Source organism: Nitrosomonas sp. Nm34 (assembly GCF_900113925.1).
Lineage (GTDB): Bacteria > Pseudomonadota > Gammaproteobacteria > Burkholderiales > Nitrosomonadaceae > Nitrosomonas.
The window spans coordinates 68,362-85,189 of record NZ_FORD01000010.1 but is presented as its reverse complement, the minus strand read 5'-3'; the positions used below and the strand labels follow the sequence as shown (position 1 = coordinate 85,189).

The window sequence follows — 16,828 nt, the reverse complement described above, 5'->3', positions numbered from 1 at the left end:
TTTTCGACCCGATTTGCAAAATCTTTACTATTTTGTGATAGCCGTCATTTTTATTCGACCGTAAAAGTCGTTGACATGCCAGCACTGATGTGATCATTGACATGACAATGATACATCCACTCGCCCTTGACATCTGGCTGCATATCCAGCGTTTTGGTAGCTGCTGGCAACACTTCAGTTACATCCAGGCGGTTACCATTATGCAATAAAGTGGCGCCATGCCAATGCGGCGTATGAAGATCGACCTCGCTCCCCATGCTTATGATATACCAGCGCACCCGTTCTCCAGTGCGCATCACATAACCTTTATTATTGCCATAAAGCAATCCATTGATTCCATGCTTCAGATTACTTTCCTCAAATTCTTCGCTTTTCGGGTCACAAGAACCAGTGCAAGTGGAAAGATTAATATCTTTATATAAGCTGGCGTTCTCATCGAATACCGTAAAAAGGGAAATAAATTCACGATCTACATCCTGTGGTTTCTCTTTGTTACTTGAGATAATGATCGCACCAATCAGCCCGGCATTGGTATCGGCAGGTTCATTGACGTGACCATGGTAAACCCATGCAATGGAAGAAGGATCATTTGGGCCAGGACCTGCACGTTCTGGCACTTCCCAAATATAAGTGTGCTCCCCTCCCGGTTCCACGATCCCACCAGATTTATGCTTATCATCTGCTGAATGGGCAGCGCCTTCGTGTGACTTGGAATAACGCACGCCATGTGGATGGATACTTGCCGGAAAACGGGTATTGTTCTTAAAATGAACCGTAATTCTGTCTCCCACGGCTGCCCGAATGACAGGCCCAAGTATACCCAGGTGCTCTTCCTCAGCGACGCGCGGTTTTACCGCACCAAACCCGGCGGTATATTCCCGATAGACCGACTTTAAATATCGCCGGCCAATTCCTTGCTCGACGAATACACGCTCTTCCGCAGTAAATTCATTGCCTGTCATCGAATTAACAGGAAATGAAGGTGCATAATCCCACACCACTTCATCCGCTGCTATCCAATAAACTCGGTTTCCACCGTTAGCCCAAGCTGGATTGCTGATAAATATAGTCAGCATCAAAACTGACACAAGTGAAATAATTTTATTTTGCAACATCGAATCATCCCTCCTTAATAGAGAATCAAATGATTAAAGCAATGTATTATTTGTTGAATTGATGCATTCCATTCTTTGAAGAGCAACAGAAATAGCGATTGTTAATGATAATGAATATTATTTAGCTTTACAAATTAAAATAGTAGTAATGCGATTTTTGTATAACTGTATTTCTAGAGCTTTTTTGTGTATGTGTGGCTCATAAAATGAAACATTTAAAAAATACAGAGTAACGTGAGTTCGACATAAAGAGCACGCCACTACAACTGGAAGAGCTTGAGGATGTCTGATATGTGGGAAGGTTTCTTCTCATGAATAATGATGAAACTCTTTTCCAGAATCCATTTATCATAGGAAATACAGACCCCTTTTGCTGCTTTTTTTATCCCGAACTCACGTTAACTGAAATTACCTGAGCGCAGCCAGCGCTGCTTTCACCCAATCAAAGCCAATGCGTTCCTGTTCCAGCCGCAAATTCTTGCGCAAGCGGTTATCGCGTAAATCATCGTACAGCGCTTTCTCTTCCGGTGTCAGACGCGACAATTCGCGGTACGTGGGTTGGGTCTCTATCCCCCACTGTGCTTCGAATGCCAGTAAGGTGGCGCGGTCCATTAGAAACGAAGCAACATGCTGGAACTGGCTGCGCAGTTGATCAAGCATAGCAAAGCCATGGGTATCAATATCCCCCCAATAGTAAATACGACAATTCTCTAACCATGTTGTCTTGCGCAACATTTCGAAGCCGTAGCCTGCACCGAAGATAATCAAGCTGTGTTCGATATTGGGGAAAGCCAAAAAATTGATCTCATTTTCAGTGATGAAGACGCGCGACAATTTTGGATTGAGCCGGGCAAAACTGTCGGCATCCAGCGAAATATCTCGTTCACCTACCTCGGGTAACAAAGCATGGGTTCGATCCAGAACACGGAAGCGAATACACAGCGGTTTATCCAAAAAGCCGTAACGCTGTGCAAATTGGTTGGTGCCAGAAGCAATGGGATCAATTGCTTCGGCTGGCAGCACGAGGTCGAGCAATTCGCTGAGCACACCACGATGGTACTCGATAAATTTGCTGTGTATTCCTGGGATATCGACTTGCCTGAGATAAACGCTAGGACGCGGATGGACTTTGAGCCAGGCAACAATGGCCAGCAAGCGCTGCCATTCATCGACCAACTCCAGCGCACGCTGCGGCTTTTTAGCGAGCCAATCCAGCAATTCTGGCTGTTGTTGGCGTGTCATCGTAACCAGGTCAGTGAAATGGGCAGCTTCGCGCTGCTTGCTGATCAGGCTCAAGGCATCCCCAACTGTGTCGATCCAGACCTCATGGGGGAGCGTGTTAGTGCCGAATAGCCGGTGCTTGAATTCGCGCATTTCCAGTCGGCAGCGCGGCATCTTCCTGAGTGCTTCGATCCAGACACGCACCTCGCTAAAATATTCTGCTATTTCCGTTGAGGTGGGGCGCTTGAGAGATAAACGCCGCGGGAATAAGGGTGCACCCGTGACAAGACTGGCCAAATTTCTCCGCGCTCCCATAGCTTATGCAGTTGCGCGCGTAGATCAGCTGGCGTGGTCCAGTTCATCCCGTCATCCTTGCCTTTTCTTGTTGGTATGCTTCGATCGAGAGATTGCGCAATTTAGAGGTACGGCCATCTTCGTTATGAACAAAACCAACACTGGAGACGAAAGGCTCGATGATATGGATTTTTTGCAAGGGAGTGACGATGAGCAGTTGCAAATTAAGCTGGGCAAACAAGCGCAAGCCATATTGCGCTGACTCGTCCGAACCTCGCCCGAACGCCTCATCGATCACGACAAAGCGAAATGAGCGCGAGCGCACTGCTCCCCATTCCAGACCAAACTGATAAGCCAGGCTCGCGGCCAAAATGGTATAAGCCAGCTTCTCTTTTTGACCACCGGATTTGCCGCCCGAGTCAGAGTAATGTTCATGTTCACTGTCGTCCTCGTGCCAGCGCTCGCTGGCTGCAAATAGAAACCAGTTGCGCACATCGGTAACCTTGGCTGTCCAGCGCCGGTCCTGCTCGGCTAACCCTTGTCGACCACGAAAGCGTTCGATGATGTGTCGAACTTGCAAAAATTTGGCTTCGGAATATTGACTATCATCAGATCCGGTCAAAGCCCCTTCGGTGCAAGCGCGCAACTCGTTTTGAAAATCGCGGATATCGGCATCCAACGTTGATTGGGCTTCCAGGATGATGTAGCGGCCTGGGTTGTAGTCGATGTCGGTCAGTGATTCATTGATGCGGGCAATCCGCTCCTTGATCGTTTCCCGCTTGCGCACCAATTGCGAGTGAAAATTCGCTACTTCCCGTATCGTGTTCTCGTTAAGTAATTCCTTGAAGCGCGCCTCAAAGCGTGGCAGATCGTCGCTTTGGAGATGATGCAACATATTACGGTATTCGAAAGCCGCTTCAATACTGGCATCGATCTCTGCAGTCTCCAGCTTGAATTCTTCTTTATAGGAAGTCATTGCCTTGATGATCCGCTCTGCCAGCGAACTGAGCGTGCTGGATTTGCTATCGATCTGCTTTTGCAGCCAGTCGCGCATGTCACGTTCACGTGAATCACAGGACTCGATCGTGAGCGGCTGCTCACCCAGCGCCTGGCTGCGCATCGTGTCAAGCAGCTCGAAGTAGGCAGCGTGAGTAGCCTGCGCCGAATCATCCACGAGCGCTTGTGTCTGCGCACGCAAAACCTCGGTATCGCTTTTTTTCTGCTCGATTTTGGAGCGCTTGTCCTTGTGCACCTCGAGCTGGCTTTCTGTTTTCTGCAAGGCTGCCACGGCTTCATTTAGCCGTTCGGTCAATTGTTTAAGCACATCGGAAGTCGATTCCAGTTTTAACTTTTCATCCTGTAACTTTGCGAGTTCCACGGCAACCAATTGCCAGTCGAGTTCACCAAAATCAGTATATTCATCCAATTTCGACAACGCGGCCAGACGTGCCTTGAGTATGCTCTGCTCAGCCTGGATTTTGCTGATGAGGCTAGCCAATTCGCCAAGCTGCCTCTCCAGCTTTTTTGCTTTGGTTTCGAGTGCGGTGATCTTGGCCGCATTGCTCCAGCCCAGTACATAGCGGCTGCGGTCATTGAGCCGATGGCGATCGTCTTTTTCATGGCGCTCGCCGGGTGCTTTAATCTGTCCCGTACGCGTGATGGCACGCGTCTCGCGCCGAAACTGCTCTTGTGTGGTGCAGCAGGCAAGGTCAAAACGGTGGGATACCTCCCGTTCAAGCCAATCATAGAAAGACGAGTCAGGTTTGATCACCAGCTTGCGTGCGAGCGAATCCCGGTGCAAATCGGGAGGTTCGTTGCGAGCACTTGCCCGTACCCGGAAATAAACCAGGCGTCCCTGTAAATGGGTATTATCCACCCAATTTACCACGGCAGGATAATGCTCATCCGGCACCAGCAACGACAAACCAAAGTTGCGCAACAACCGCTCTACTGCACCTTCCCAGTCGCGCTCCTCGTCACGTATTTGCAGCAATTCGCCAGCAAAGGGCATCTTCTCCTCAGGCAAATCTAGCGCCTGGCAAAGGGCAGTACGCAGCGCTATTTGTTCGGCCGGGACATTGCTGCGCCTTGCTTTTAAGCTGATAATTTCAGCAGTCAGAGCATCATGTTCCTGCTTGCTTTGGCGCAAGCTGACGCCATACTCGGTCAAATCATTTTGCAGCTGGACATCGCGTGTTTGTACTGTTTCCACCAGCGCCGCCAAGCGTTGTCGTTGAGCAAGAAAATCGACCTCATTCTCAGCGGGCATGTCATCAATCGTGCGTACCAATTCGGCATAACGCTGCGCTTTGCGCTCCCGCAGCTGGCATTCCTGTTCTCTTTTATGAATCTCGATGACTAGCCGTTCCAGGCGATCGCCACCGTTGTCAGCGATGCTACGGTTCAGTTCATCTACATCTACGCGCTGGACATCACGACGTGCTTCACTGCGTTTAACCAGGGCATCCTGATTCATCCATTCAATGGCTAAGGCTGCAAGCCTGTTTTCCAGCAAATCGAGCTTAAGGCTGGCAAAATAGGGTTTAAGCGCCTCGCGACAGGCACGGCGTTCTTCGATCTGTGCACGCAATGAGGCATGCTGTTCACAGTTGGCGATCAGTGGGGTGAGCAATTCCACTTGGCGTTTCGCTTTCAGCACAGCTTCATGGGCCCGACTGAGGTCATCGAAGTGGGCAAGTAGCGCCGTGATGCGTGGCGCAACGTCGAAAGGTTCCAGCATGTGGTTGCGGACGAAATCGGTCAGGTTACCTATCGATTTCATCGATACCGTTTGATGAAACAGCTCTAGCGCCTGTTCGTTGTCGATGCCAAAGCGGCGGCGAAACCAGGCGCCGTAGGGTGGAAAGCTATCAAATAGTTCGACATCCCGGTTCTCGTTCCCAGCGCGCAGCTTTTTGCGCAATTGCGCAATATCGGAGCCAAACTCGGCAAAATCGGTGATGATCGATAAGGCACGTTCTGCGCAGACATAAAAGCGTGCAGGTTGCCCTTGCCCATCCTTCATCCAAAATACTTGCGCCAGCGTGATCGTCTGGTCGTAGCCCGCATTATGAAATACCCCCAGAATGACTGAATAGCTGCTGGCATCGCGTAGTGCCACCGGCTTGGCACTCACCCCCATCTCATTGCGCTCGGATTTGTAATACCCAAGCACATAGGAACGCAATGTGCGCTCCTTATTGTCCGCACCGGCGGCCTTGTTGTAAGCGATGCGGTGCGCGGGAACCAGCAGGGTCGTTATTGCGTCGACCAGGGTGGATTTGCCCGAACCGATATCGCCAGTCAGCAGACTGTTTTTGCCATTGAGCTGCAAGCTCCACACGCGACTATCGAAGGTGCCCCAGTTGAATACTTCCAGACGCTGCAAGCGGAAGCCCGACAGCATATCATCGGCCACAAAATCAAGTTCCAGGGGTTGTCGTTCAGCCATCGCTACTTTCTCCATGTTCATTTGCAAGATATGCCTGGTAGTCTGCTAGCCGTGCATCGAGATTTGCCAACCATTGAGCATCGACAAATGCCTTGAGGATGCGTTTTACTTCGAACACTACGGCTTGTTTGCCAGGAGGTGCAGTAACCGGTTTTAGCCGGCGCAGGAATCCCAATTCCACGATCTTGTTGATATACGTTTCGATCTGATCGATTAAACGCGCCTCATTGCTGCTTTCAGGCAGGAATACTCGCATCAGCTCGACGATCTCCTCACGGCTGAGCATCAATCGCGTATCGCTGCCACCCGCATCGAATTCAGCCAGCTTCTTACGCAATAGTGCCAGCAATAAACTTACCGGAAACGACAACGGTCTCCTGGCGATCAGCCGTGGCAGCTTGGGAGCTGCGTCATCATCCGGTTCTTCTTTATGCGCACGCAGAAAGACGTAACCCTCGGCTTCATCCAGCACCAATTCCAGTCCCAGCACGCCTACATAGTCTCGCACGCGTGCTTGAAGTTGTAACAGGGCATGCCACAGAATGGCATCATTTTCCTGATAAATCACGCCTTTGAGTAACGGAATGACCAGTGCTGACAAGTCATAGTCAGTTGCAGTATTTTCAATGGTTGATTCTGTCATGGCTATTTCACAAAAATTACGCGTGGCACACGCGCTTGCTTGATCTTTTCTTCACCTGTCGTGTCGGTGCCTGGCCAAACGATCGTTTCGGTCACTTCTTCATCCACCACGGTCTTGAAGGAATTGCTGGCGAGTTCCAGGTAAGCGACCAGTTCCGCCAGTCCATGCTGGAGTGGCTGCAGCTCGCACAGCTTGCCTAACGTGATTTGGGAGCGATCCTGTAAAGCATGGCGGATATGCCGCGTCAACCGTCCTTTGTCGATCACCACTTGTGAGTACAACGCTTGCATTGACCCTGCCTCACTTTCTTCAATATCGCCTGCTTGCAGTTCGATCTCTGCGATAGCCGTTTTGGCACTGACTGTGTACAACGGCCGTTCCATTGGTAGCTCGATAGTAGCAGCCATATCGGCAATGTCCATTATCTCACCTGGCGGAGGTGATTCCCGCAGTGCCAGCGCCTTGACTTCCAATCCGTGTAAGATATCCATGATGCGACGGTTTTCCAGCCAGGCTTGATCATCCAGAAAGCGCCGCAACTGTTGCGAGAGTTGGGCGACTGTACGCTGTGTATGCTCCCCCGCTTCCAGCCAATCATAATGTATCCGGCGAGTGCGGACGTCTGGTTTAAGTTCAATGACCGGTGGCAAGGATAAAACGCGTTCGAGCAAAGCCGTAAGTTCATCCTGACGACTGCTTGACATCAGAAAATCCCAGAAAGCACGAAAACTGCGCCCCTGATCCGAATCGGCAATAGCATCGCGTTCACCCATGATTTCTTCTAACAAAGCGCCTTTGGCCCCTTCCCATAGCGCAATGCGTTCGCGCACGCGCCGATCCAAACTGCGAAAATTGTGCTCCACTTCGCGGAAATCAGCGAGCAACTCGCGTGCCAGTTGCGTGAATTGTTGAAAGCGATCTTTTAGCGCGGTATTGTCCAACAGCGAAATGTCGCCTGCTTGCACGCGCGCAATCTCGGCATCGATCTCATCACGGCGTTTGTTTAATTCGGCAATACGTGCCTGCGGATCGGTTTCGCTACCTTCGCTCATCTGCTTAAGCAGCTCGAACAGAGTAAGCAGGCGCGATTCCGTGCCGACAAAACTGCGCTCGATCAGCGTGGCTAACCAGGCAATGGCTTTTTCACTGGCTGGGGTCAGATCGAAATGTGGCTCATCCGACCCACTGGTATAGAATTTGCGCAACCAGCCTTTCTCAGTACTGGCCCAGTCATTGAGGTACTCCAGTGCAGCCTTGGGAAATGCGTCTGCTCCTAATCGTTCGCGCAGAGCAAACAACTCATCTTCCAGCGCCTCCGACAAATCCGCTTGCGCCATCACGCGCACATTGGGCACGATAAAGACGCGCTGTAAAAAGCTCGCCACCAATGGTGCGTGATCGGAGCGCAGTAAACGCCAAGCCGGATGGTTCTGACGCAGCAAATCAAGGGTAGCGTAATCAAGAGTCATTGAAGCATGATAGAAATCGTAGTTCAATCGTTCAATCAGGAAGCTACATTTGGAAAATTGCGCAGAGGGTATGTTTGTGGGGTTTCACTTCGTAAATGTATGTCCACCTCCTTAGGTAACCGTAGAAAGGCACAAAAATTATAACCTCAATACCTTAATTGACAAAAACTAGTTTCCCGATTTTCTAAAGTCGTTTAATCCAAACAAGTTCATATTACACTACTACCAGCACCCTATGGTTTCCTGCATGCGTTACCAGTGTAAACAGCATATCAAAACAAAATACTAAATTTACCGGTCTGTTACACAAAATATCACATGGCCATGCCATCCAATCGCGCTTTAATCCTCTCCCACTGCGGCATCTCCTGCTTCATTTGCAGAAGGTGCACTCAGGAACAAAGCCTTTCATGACGATGTAATGAGCCGAGGGAGGAAACGCCTGGCCTGTAATCGGTGTTCCAATCATGGCAAGGCTGCTGTTCTTCCAGGGTCGAAAACACCATCATTGTTGCTTGCGGCTTTGCATTAGCCATATCCTTGTTTAGAGTTCAAAGGATATTTACAGGCCAGTCGAAAAAGGTGAATACCTACATGTACCGGATTGCAAGCAATGTAAGATTGATCATCTCGAATATTATGAAAGCTGCATCAAGAAAATCTTCCCCGTTCACAGCCAGTGTCATGAAGATATTCACGAAGTTGAAAGCTATCTATTCATAAAGCTGGGTGATAAATTACTAGCTGAATTTACGCAGGTTGCATCAGAACATAAAGAGTAATTAATTTTCATTAAAATCCTTATAATAAATTATTTTTCATGAGCTGTGATCGTTTTTCATGATACTGTTACACTGGCAAGCATAAAATCACAAAGAGCAACTATTTTTCATGAAAAGCAGAAAAAATAATCGATTTTCAGAAGAAGTGAGTATTTTTCAGGAAAGACGCTTGCCTGAAAAAGCGATTCTTGCTGGATATTCTGCTCTGATCAATGCTTACGATTTGGCCGTGCCTTTGCCGCGCAAATTGTCTGCCATAGGCGCACGCCATAAAATTTATGAAGAAGATGACTGGCATATTTATACGCCTCGCCATATGCCTGAGGCTTCCCTCGAAGGACATCTCGTTTTTGCCCTGAAATATGAAGGACTCGACCTGGCTGTTTTGAAACGGCTTTTTGAAGCCGTTACTCCGGAAGAAATTGAGCATATCATCAAAACAAAGCCTACCAGCAGTTACACCCGGCGTCTCTGGTTTTTATATGAATGGCTTCTGGGTCGGGAGCTGGATTTGCCTGATGCTAAAACCGGCTCATACGTCGATATTGTCGATTCGGAGCAGCAATGGGCGATTCATGGCATTACATCTACACGGCACAGGGTACGTAATAACTTGCCAGGCACACGGGATTTCTGCCCGCTGGTTTTTCGCACGGAAACAATCGAACAGTACGTGGCCAGCAATCTTGCTGAGCGGGCAAAGGAAGCCGTAGGCAGAATTTCTGCCGATATCCTGGCTCGAACAGTAGCTTTCCTGCTGCTCAAAGATTCTAAATCCAGCTACGCGATTGAAGGGGAAACGCCGCCACAAAACCGAATCCAAAGATGGGGGCGGGTTATAGGCGAAGCAGGACGAAGGCCTCTCGATCTGGATGAATTACTGCGCCTTCAACGTATTGTTATTGGTGATAGCAGATTTATTACAATGGGCCTTAGAACACAGGGCGGATTTGTTGGTGAGCATGAGTTCGGAACGCGCTTGCCTCTGCCGGAGCATATCAGTGCCAGGCCAGAAGACCTTCCTGACCTCATGCGGGGTATGATTGATTTTGACCGCTATTATGCTGGGGAATTGGATGCTGTTATAGCCGCTGCCATTCTTGCTTTCGGTTTTGTTTATATTCATCCGTTTGAGGATGGGAATGGGCGGCTTCACCGTTATTTAATTCATCATGTTCTGGCGCAACGCGGTTTTAACCCGGCAGGAGTTATATTCCCAATATCAGCAAGCATTTTAGAGCGAATTGATGAATATCGCTTAGTTCTGGAAAGTTATTCAAAACGATTACTTTCCTTCATTGAGTGGGAACCTACGAAAAAGATGAACGTACATGTTCTGAACGACACAGGGGATTTTTACCGTTACTTCGATGCTACGCCGCATGTGGAATTTCTCTATGCCTGTGTTGAAAAAACAATTGATTTCGATTTGCCACGGGAAGCAGATTTTCTTAAACGCTGTAACCTTTTTAAAACGCGTGTGGAATCTTTCATTGAAATGCCCGATTCTATGATTGATCTACTGTTCAACTTTTTGGAACAAAATAACGGGCATTTATCAAAACGGGCAAAAGAAAAAGAATTTGCTGCTCTTACGGCTGGTGAAGTGGACTATATTGAGAAAAACTACGCTGAAATATTCCAGAATGCCTATCCGTGACGAGTGAGGTTTAAATTGCTCACAATACCACTAAACTAACACCTACTCCCAGTAGCAGTAGGTGTAAATCTCCGATAATCTGTCTAAATAATATGAGACAGTCTGTACTGTCACGATCTTCAGATCTGTATATCGTTTTATTTAGAATGATATATAGTTATTAGCAAACCTGATAAGCATAACGACTCCATTGCTGTTAATGCCAAAAGTATGGAAGATATATGGAAACTATATAATTACTTGTTAGACGGCACCTACTTGGTTGAGCATTATCGACCTAAAGCAGAAATTTACAAATCAGATATGTTCCATAATGGCGAGTTTTCATCGAAACCCACTCTTTGCCCCTGCCGCTAATGACCGTGACAATATTACATTGCCTAAATACCATAGTGGACTCTACAGCTTGTAAAGTACGAAAACCCATTTGAATTGAAAGACGCCCAATGATAAGAAAATCAGACACAGTTCGATATACGCGGGCCGGTGATCAATTTCACTATCGATGGGCTGCCCGCCGTTGCCTTGGTCTGCTCGATCTCCGGTCGGAGCTGGCATGCATCACCATAGAGGGAGTGTCCAGCGACGAATCCCCGAATAACAATGCCGGAACCGGTGAAGAGGTCGTTGATGTCGCGGAATACTACGGCGACAGCACTATCAAGCGCGCAAAAAAGATCTCTTACCACCAACTGAAGCACTCATATACGGAAGGTAGCCCTTGGACATTGAGCGCGTTGAGCAAAATCCTAACTGGTTTTTTCAAGCGTTTTAAGATTTTCAAGGAGGAAGCCGAAGACACTGTCCAACAAACAGTGGATTTCACATTTACAACCAATCGCCGTGTCGCAAGCGATGTGCATGAACTGCTTGGGAAGATTCGGAAAAAAACACTGACTCCGGAGGATTTAAAGCAGTGGAATCAAATCAAACGGTACCTGGAAACCAGTGATGATGTATTGGCTCAGGAGTTTTTCGCCAGTTTTCGTATTGATGATGTAAATGACGCACACTGGAAACAGCGGAGTATTCTAATTGAAGAGCTCAACGGCTACATGGCCGGGTCAGATAAGGAAGCAGCCGACCAGCTTTGGAGGCTTGTAGTAGAGAAGGCGTTGCCGGAGCAGGCAAGCAATCCCGAAATCACCCGTGAAGACGTCCTTCGCTTCCTCAATACAGACGAAGATGAATTGTTCCCTGCGCCTTGTTTGATCGAGGGCACAGAAAACTATTTTGCTCGCGAACAGGAAGATGAATGCCTCCGTATAATCCTTGAGAATGACCATAATCCCGTAATCATTCACGCCGAAGGCGGAGTTGGGAAAACCGCCTTAGCAAGTAGGTTGTGCAACCGCATGCCAGAACATTCGGTTGCGGTGCTTTATGATTGCTTTGGTAACGGCGAGTACCGAAATGCGACACAAAGGCGTGACGAGCATCGCGTTGGGCTTGTGCAAATTGCAAATGAGCTGGCTTCGCGTAAGCTCTGCCACCCCCTTATTCCGTCGGCCCACGCCAGACTGGCCGACTACCTGAAGGCTTTCAATTATCGTCTTAGGCAATCGATTGAGGTGTTAAAAGGAAGCGATCCCAACGCGAAACTGGTGATGCTCATTGACGCGGCCGACAATGCGGAAATGGCAGCGGAAGAATATCAAGAGCGTGCCAGTTTCGCGAAAGATCTTATTAGGCAGCAGTTACCCGACGGGGTAGTACTCGTACTCCTGTGTCGTTCTCATCGGATCGAAAAGCTAGATCCGCCAAACGGATACGTTGATTTAAGCCTCAGGGCCTTTTCAGAAGCCGAAACAGACAAGTTGCTAAGAAAGCGGTTTCCTAATGCGACTCCGCATGACGTCCGGGAATTCCATCGCTTAAGTTCTCAGAACCCCCGTGTCCAGGCGACCGCATTGGACAGAGGCCTCAGCTTGCCCGAGACACTGCTGATGCTTGGCCCAAACCCGACTACCGTCGAAGATGCGATCAAGGGTATTTTTGAACAGTCGATCAAGCAGCTCTTAGGCAGTGCCCCCAAGGCTGAAGCCAAACAGATACATACATTGTGCGAAGCGCTGGCTGCCCTTCGCCCCTTCGTTCCAATTGAGGTTCTGTCATTGGCGTCTGGCTTAAGCGCGAGTGCTATTCGGACTTTTGTCCTGGATTTAGGGCGTCCGTTGTCGCTGACGGGCGACGCCGTGCAGTTTTTTGACGAGCCGTCAGAGATATGGTTTCGAGAGACTTATAAACCAAAAGAAGCCAAGCTCATCAAGTTCATAAGAGCGCTGCAACCTCTTGCCTTAAAAAACAGCTACGTTGCCTCCGCATTACCGCAGTTAATGCTGGAGGCAGGCCAGTATAGCGAGCTTGTTGATTTGGTGCTCAAAGATGGGGAGCTACCGAACGAAAATCCAGTCAATAAACGTAATGCATCTTTGCAGCGCTTGCAGTTCGCACTCAAAGCCGCGCTCAGAAACAATCGCTACGATGACGCTGCAAAACTGGTCTTGAAAGCCGGAGGTGAAACAGCCGGCAATGACCGACAGGAGTCGTTGATTCAGGCTAATACGGATCTGATTTCGCATTTACTGCCCGCTCATCGGCTCCGAGAAATAGTGGCTCAGAAAACATTTTCGACGGATTGGTACGGCGGACACCACGCATATGAGGCATGCCTTCTATCCGGTTGTGCGGATACGTTAGCCGAGTCCCGCAGCTACCTCCGCCTCACACACAAATGGGTTCGCAACTGGTCGCGATTGTCCAGAGAAGAGCGAAAAAATGCCGAGATACATGACAGTGACATTGCTGAAATGGCCATGTGTCAACTTTACCTCAATGGTGCTGAATTATTCGTGGGTGAGCTGGAGAGCTGGACGCCGAGAAGCGTTGCCTATCGCGTTGGTTCAATCGTTTTCCAGCGAATGGTCGATCTGGGACAATACTATCTGATCGATGAAGTCGTTGCCCATTCCTCGGGGAATATATGCATACTGTTTGCTGCCATCAGCGCACAGAGTGCAGTCCTTAAATACCCGCATTCGAATGCTGTCCAAGCTGCACTTCATGGGCTGAAAAGGTACGCACGACAAATACGAAAACACCAGCTAGGGCCGCCATATGAGGAACCGACCCTTTCAGTTGTGAATTCGGTGGTGCAGGCGGCGATTGTCCGGAACGCTGCGCAACAAAGCGAGATTGCTGATGTTCTCGACATCTATATCCCAGCCCCTGAGAAATACTATTTCAGCAGGCATTCAGATGAGCCACGATTCACGCTCCTGCGAGCAAATTGCCTGAGAGCGGCGCTGCGAGGGCAATCTATTGAGCTTTCAAACTTGGCTAAGCCAGAAGTGAAAAAGCAGATGGAGAAGGAAAGCCATTATCACAACAGCGATACCCAGGAGTTCCTGAGGATGTTGGTGCCGTTTTACCTTGGCACAGGCTATGGACGCGCGCTTTGCTGGGACAGGTCGAGCCGGACGAACTAGATCAGGCAATCGAGCAATGCATTTCGGAAGCTCAGAAGGCTGCTCGCATCTACCATCGGGATGACCGTTTCACGTCGAAAGAGATTTCAAGACTCTGGATTGAAATCCTACTCATGATCGATCCTACAACGGCGAGAATGGACAAGTTTGCTGCATGGAAGGGCTCGCTCAAACAAAAACTATTCACCCCGGCCTTAACGGGATTAGCGAGACTTTGCGCGCGTTCGGGCGCGTATTCCGATCATGCGTACGACTTCGCTCAAGAGGCATTCGATATCATCAACGAAGAGCGAATGGATGTGGAGCAAAAGGTTGAAACTTACATCGACATATCCAGGGCGATCTACGCATTAAGCCCTCACGAAGCGGAGCACTATTTAGACAAGGCGGTGGAGGTTGCTGGGCGGATCGGCCAAGAAAATCTCGATCGCTGGGCTGCTCTGCTTGAACTTTCTATCGCGGCATCCGATCCTGATCAGCCGCAACCTGAATTGTGTTATCGCCTCTCTCGCGCCGCGGAAGTAGTCTATGATTTCGTAGCACGCGATAAATACTTTGACTGGGAAGGAACCATAGAAGGGATTACTAAACTCTGTCCTGTTTCAAGCTTGGCTATCTTGAGTCGCTGGAGAGATCGATCATTTTGTTGGGCAGACAGAGAGTTTCCACGCGCGATAAGTCATCTCGTTGATTTGAACAAAGTTGCACCGTCAACAGCATTGGCACTTATTGGCTACCAATATAATTGGCCACATGCTGAATTAGTACAGTCAGCAACGCCATCCGTACAAAATAAGCAGCGACGCAAAGCACTCTTCGAGCATGCAATGCGGTATATCCAGCTTCGGGGAACAACGTCACAAGACTGGAAGACTATTGCGGGAGTTGCTGACCAAAATAGTTGGAAGGACTGGAACTTCGAAGGCCACTTGGGTCTATCCGAAAGCAGAGAAAAACTGGAACGAAAGCGTAACAGCGGTTCGCTGAGCCATTATGAACCGAAACCCGATCCGCCAAAGGACTGGGATCAGATCTTTTCCGAATTACAGGAAGCATCTCCAGAGTCCATTCAGGACGCCTATAGAAAAATGCGGTCAGGGAAACCACCTTATTACTGTCAGATATTTGCAGACGAATTCTTTCGCCGTGTTACTCCTGGACAGGAGAGAGAGGCGCTGGAAGCTATCTTTGGTGTCCAGGACTTCAGTTTGTATGACATACGTGGCTTGTATGAGGCGATCCCACAGAATTGGCTTTCCCGAAACTACATTCGTTCGGCGTTGGGGAGAATTACGGAAAGGGTCTGCAAGGCATATTACTATGAGATCGCGGAATCACGTTATTATCAGGTCTTGCCATACAAAGTCATCGCGCAATGCTCGGACGTAACCGAGATGCAGATTTATCGTTGGGTTGTCGAGGCGACCGCAGAAAATCCTGTCATTCTTGGTTCTAGCCGTCTTTTTTCCCTCGTAGGATTGATAGCGCCCACACTTACGAAGCAGCAGGCTGCGGCGGCTTTAGACTACGGGCTCCAATTGCTCGAGGAGGACATGAGCAACAAAGATGGCGATGGAAACTGGTCTTTGGGCCTACGGCCACCTAAAGAGGTGGGGATTTCCTTAGCAGGATATGTTTGGGCATCCCTTGCGTCGCCGGACACAGCAGAAAGATGGCAAGCGGCGCACGTCGTCTGCCTACTGTGCGCGTTTGAAAGGCAGGAAATCTTAAGTCCCCTTCTGTCGTTTGCGGTAGGTCAGGACCCCAGCCCATTCCACGGTTCAGGCCTTCCTTTCTATGAGTTGAGCGCCAAGCTCTGGTTGCTAATCGCTCTACGGAGAGCAGTCAAACTTGTTCATGCGAATTCTGTTCTTCACTTTGAGGAATTTATCCGTCGGGCATGCGCCCCGATGGAGCGTCATCTCATGCTTCGTGAAATAGGCGCAAAAATCCTTTTGGAGCTTGAAAGTATGCAGACGATCGAACTGGCAGGAGAAGAGCTAGATCGGCTGCAAGCGATCAATGTCTCAAAACGCGAAGTGGTTATGTCGAATACATACCAGCGCAATTTGGCAGTGCCTACTCCCAGACCGAGTTCTGACGAAGAGAAGTATTACTTTGGATATGATATCTCCCGCTACTGGTTTGAGAGTTTAGGGAGGATATTTGCTTTTGGGCCTGCTGAAATAGAAAGCCGAGCGCTGAAAATTGTACGCGATGAGTTTGGGGTGTTTGGACAAGGAGGTTGGAGCGGCGATCCGCGACATCATCGTAGACTATACGGAGACCGTGAAACTCAGCACTCGCATGGCTCATACCCTCGGGTAGAGGACTTATCATTCTACCATTCTTATCACTCCATGATGATGGTAGCGGGTGAGCTGATCGACACGGTTCAAAGGCATCAGCACAGCGACTATTCTGATGAACTCGAAGAGTGGATCACTAGGCATAGTCTTACACGTACCGACGGCCTCTGGCTGGCGGATCGTGCGACCCAGACCCTCTCGAAGTTCCCGGATGGAAATCCGAAGAGGCCGGCGATACATGGTGCTTCTCGGTGGCCAAGGGCGATTTATTGGACGCAGTCAAGTTTGTGGACGAAGGCATCTGCGTCTGGGGCAGTTGGAATTATACAGACAGCGACCGAGAGGAGCGTATCAGCGTCTCTAGTGCGCTTGTAAATGCGGAGCACGCGCACTCGC

Annotated in this window: 8 protein-coding genes; 3 read left to right on the top strand and 5 right to left on the bottom strand. The window is 49.2% G+C overall.

The genetic code is table 11. The annotated features are described in order from the left end of the window. Positions 1 to 50 precede the first annotated feature (50 nt). From BM283_RS06495 to BM283_RS06475, 5 genes are all read right to left on the bottom strand, one after another. Positions 51 to 1,115, bottom strand: coding sequence for a multicopper oxidase domain-containing protein (locus tag BM283_RS06495; protein WP_090691078.1), 1,065 nt, complete (start codon positions 1,113 to 1,115; stop codon positions 51 to 53). 408 nt (positions 1,116 to 1,523) lie between these two features. Beyond that, positions 1,524 to 2,633, bottom strand: a complete 1,110-nt coding sequence (locus BM283_RS06490; RefSeq protein WP_254776230.1) for a Wadjet anti-phage system protein JetD domain-containing protein — start codon at positions 2,631 to 2,633, stop codon at positions 1,524 to 1,526. 61 nt (positions 2,634 to 2,694) lie between these two features. Continuing rightward, a complete protein-coding gene (locus BM283_RS06485) occupies positions 2,695 to 6,096 on the bottom strand; it encodes an ATP-binding protein (RefSeq protein ID WP_254776228.1) in 3,402 nt (1,133 codons plus the stop codon). After that, positions 6,074 to 6,724, bottom strand: coding sequence for a DUF4194 domain-containing protein (locus BM283_RS06480; protein WP_090691072.1), 651 nt, complete (start codon positions 6,722 to 6,724; stop codon positions 6,074 to 6,076). Before BM283_RS06480 ends, BM283_RS06485 begins: the two co-directional genes overlap by 23 nt. 2 nt (positions 6,725 to 6,726) lie before the next feature. Further along, entirely contained in the window at positions 6,727 to 8,193 is a 1,467-nt protein-coding gene (locus BM283_RS06475; protein WP_090691069.1) for a DUF3375 domain-containing protein, read from the bottom strand. Between the two features lie 891 nt (positions 8,194 to 9,084). On the opposite strand from BM283_RS06475, the gene BM283_RS06470 reads away from it, so the two are divergent. From BM283_RS06470 to BM283_RS06460, 3 genes are all read left to right on the top strand, one after another. Continuing rightward, positions 9,085 to 10,635, top strand: a complete 1,551-nt coding sequence (locus tag BM283_RS06470) for a Fic family protein (protein WP_090691066.1) — start codon at positions 9,085 to 9,087, stop codon at positions 10,633 to 10,635. A 446-nt stretch (positions 10,636 to 11,081) separates the two neighbouring features. Further along, positions 11,082 to 14,123 (top strand): ATP-binding protein, encoded by a 3,042-nt coding sequence (locus BM283_RS06465; protein ID WP_090691063.1) that lies wholly within the window; start codon positions 11,082 to 11,084, stop codon positions 14,121 to 14,123. Continuing rightward, the gene (locus tag BM283_RS06460; RefSeq protein ID WP_090691060.1) at positions 14,093 to 16,807 is read left to right on the top strand and encodes a hypothetical protein; all 2,715 of its coding nucleotides are present in this window, start codon (positions 14,093 to 14,095) and stop codon (positions 16,805 to 16,807) included. The genes BM283_RS06465 and BM283_RS06460 overlap by 31 nt, the downstream gene beginning before the upstream one ends. The last annotated feature ends 21 nt before the right edge of the window (positions 16,808 to 16,828 follow it).

What these genes read in the sequence shown, in the direction of transcription:
- BM283_RS06495 (WP_090691078.1), bottom strand. Translation starts at nt 1,115, where the DNA reads ATGTTGCAAAATAAAATTATTTCACTTGTGTCAGTTTTGATGCTGACT.
- BM283_RS06485 (WP_254776228.1), bottom strand. Translation starts at nt 6,096, where the DNA reads ATGGAGAAAGTAGCGATGGCTGAACGACAACCCCTGGAACTTGATTTT.
- BM283_RS06480 (WP_090691072.1), bottom strand. Translation starts at nt 6,724, where the DNA reads ATGACAGAATCAACCATTGAAAATACTGCAACTGACTATGACTTGTCA.
- BM283_RS06475 (WP_090691069.1), bottom strand. Translation starts at nt 8,193, where the DNA reads ATGACTCTTGATTACGCTACCCTTGATTTGCTGCGTCAGAACCATCCG.
- BM283_RS06470 (WP_090691066.1), top strand. Translation starts at nt 9,085, where the DNA reads ATGAAAAGCAGAAAAAATAATCGATTTTCAGAAGAAGTGAGTATTTTT.
- BM283_RS06465 (WP_090691063.1), top strand. Translation starts at nt 11,082, where the DNA reads ATGATAAGAAAATCAGACACAGTTCGATATACGCGGGCCGGTGATCAA.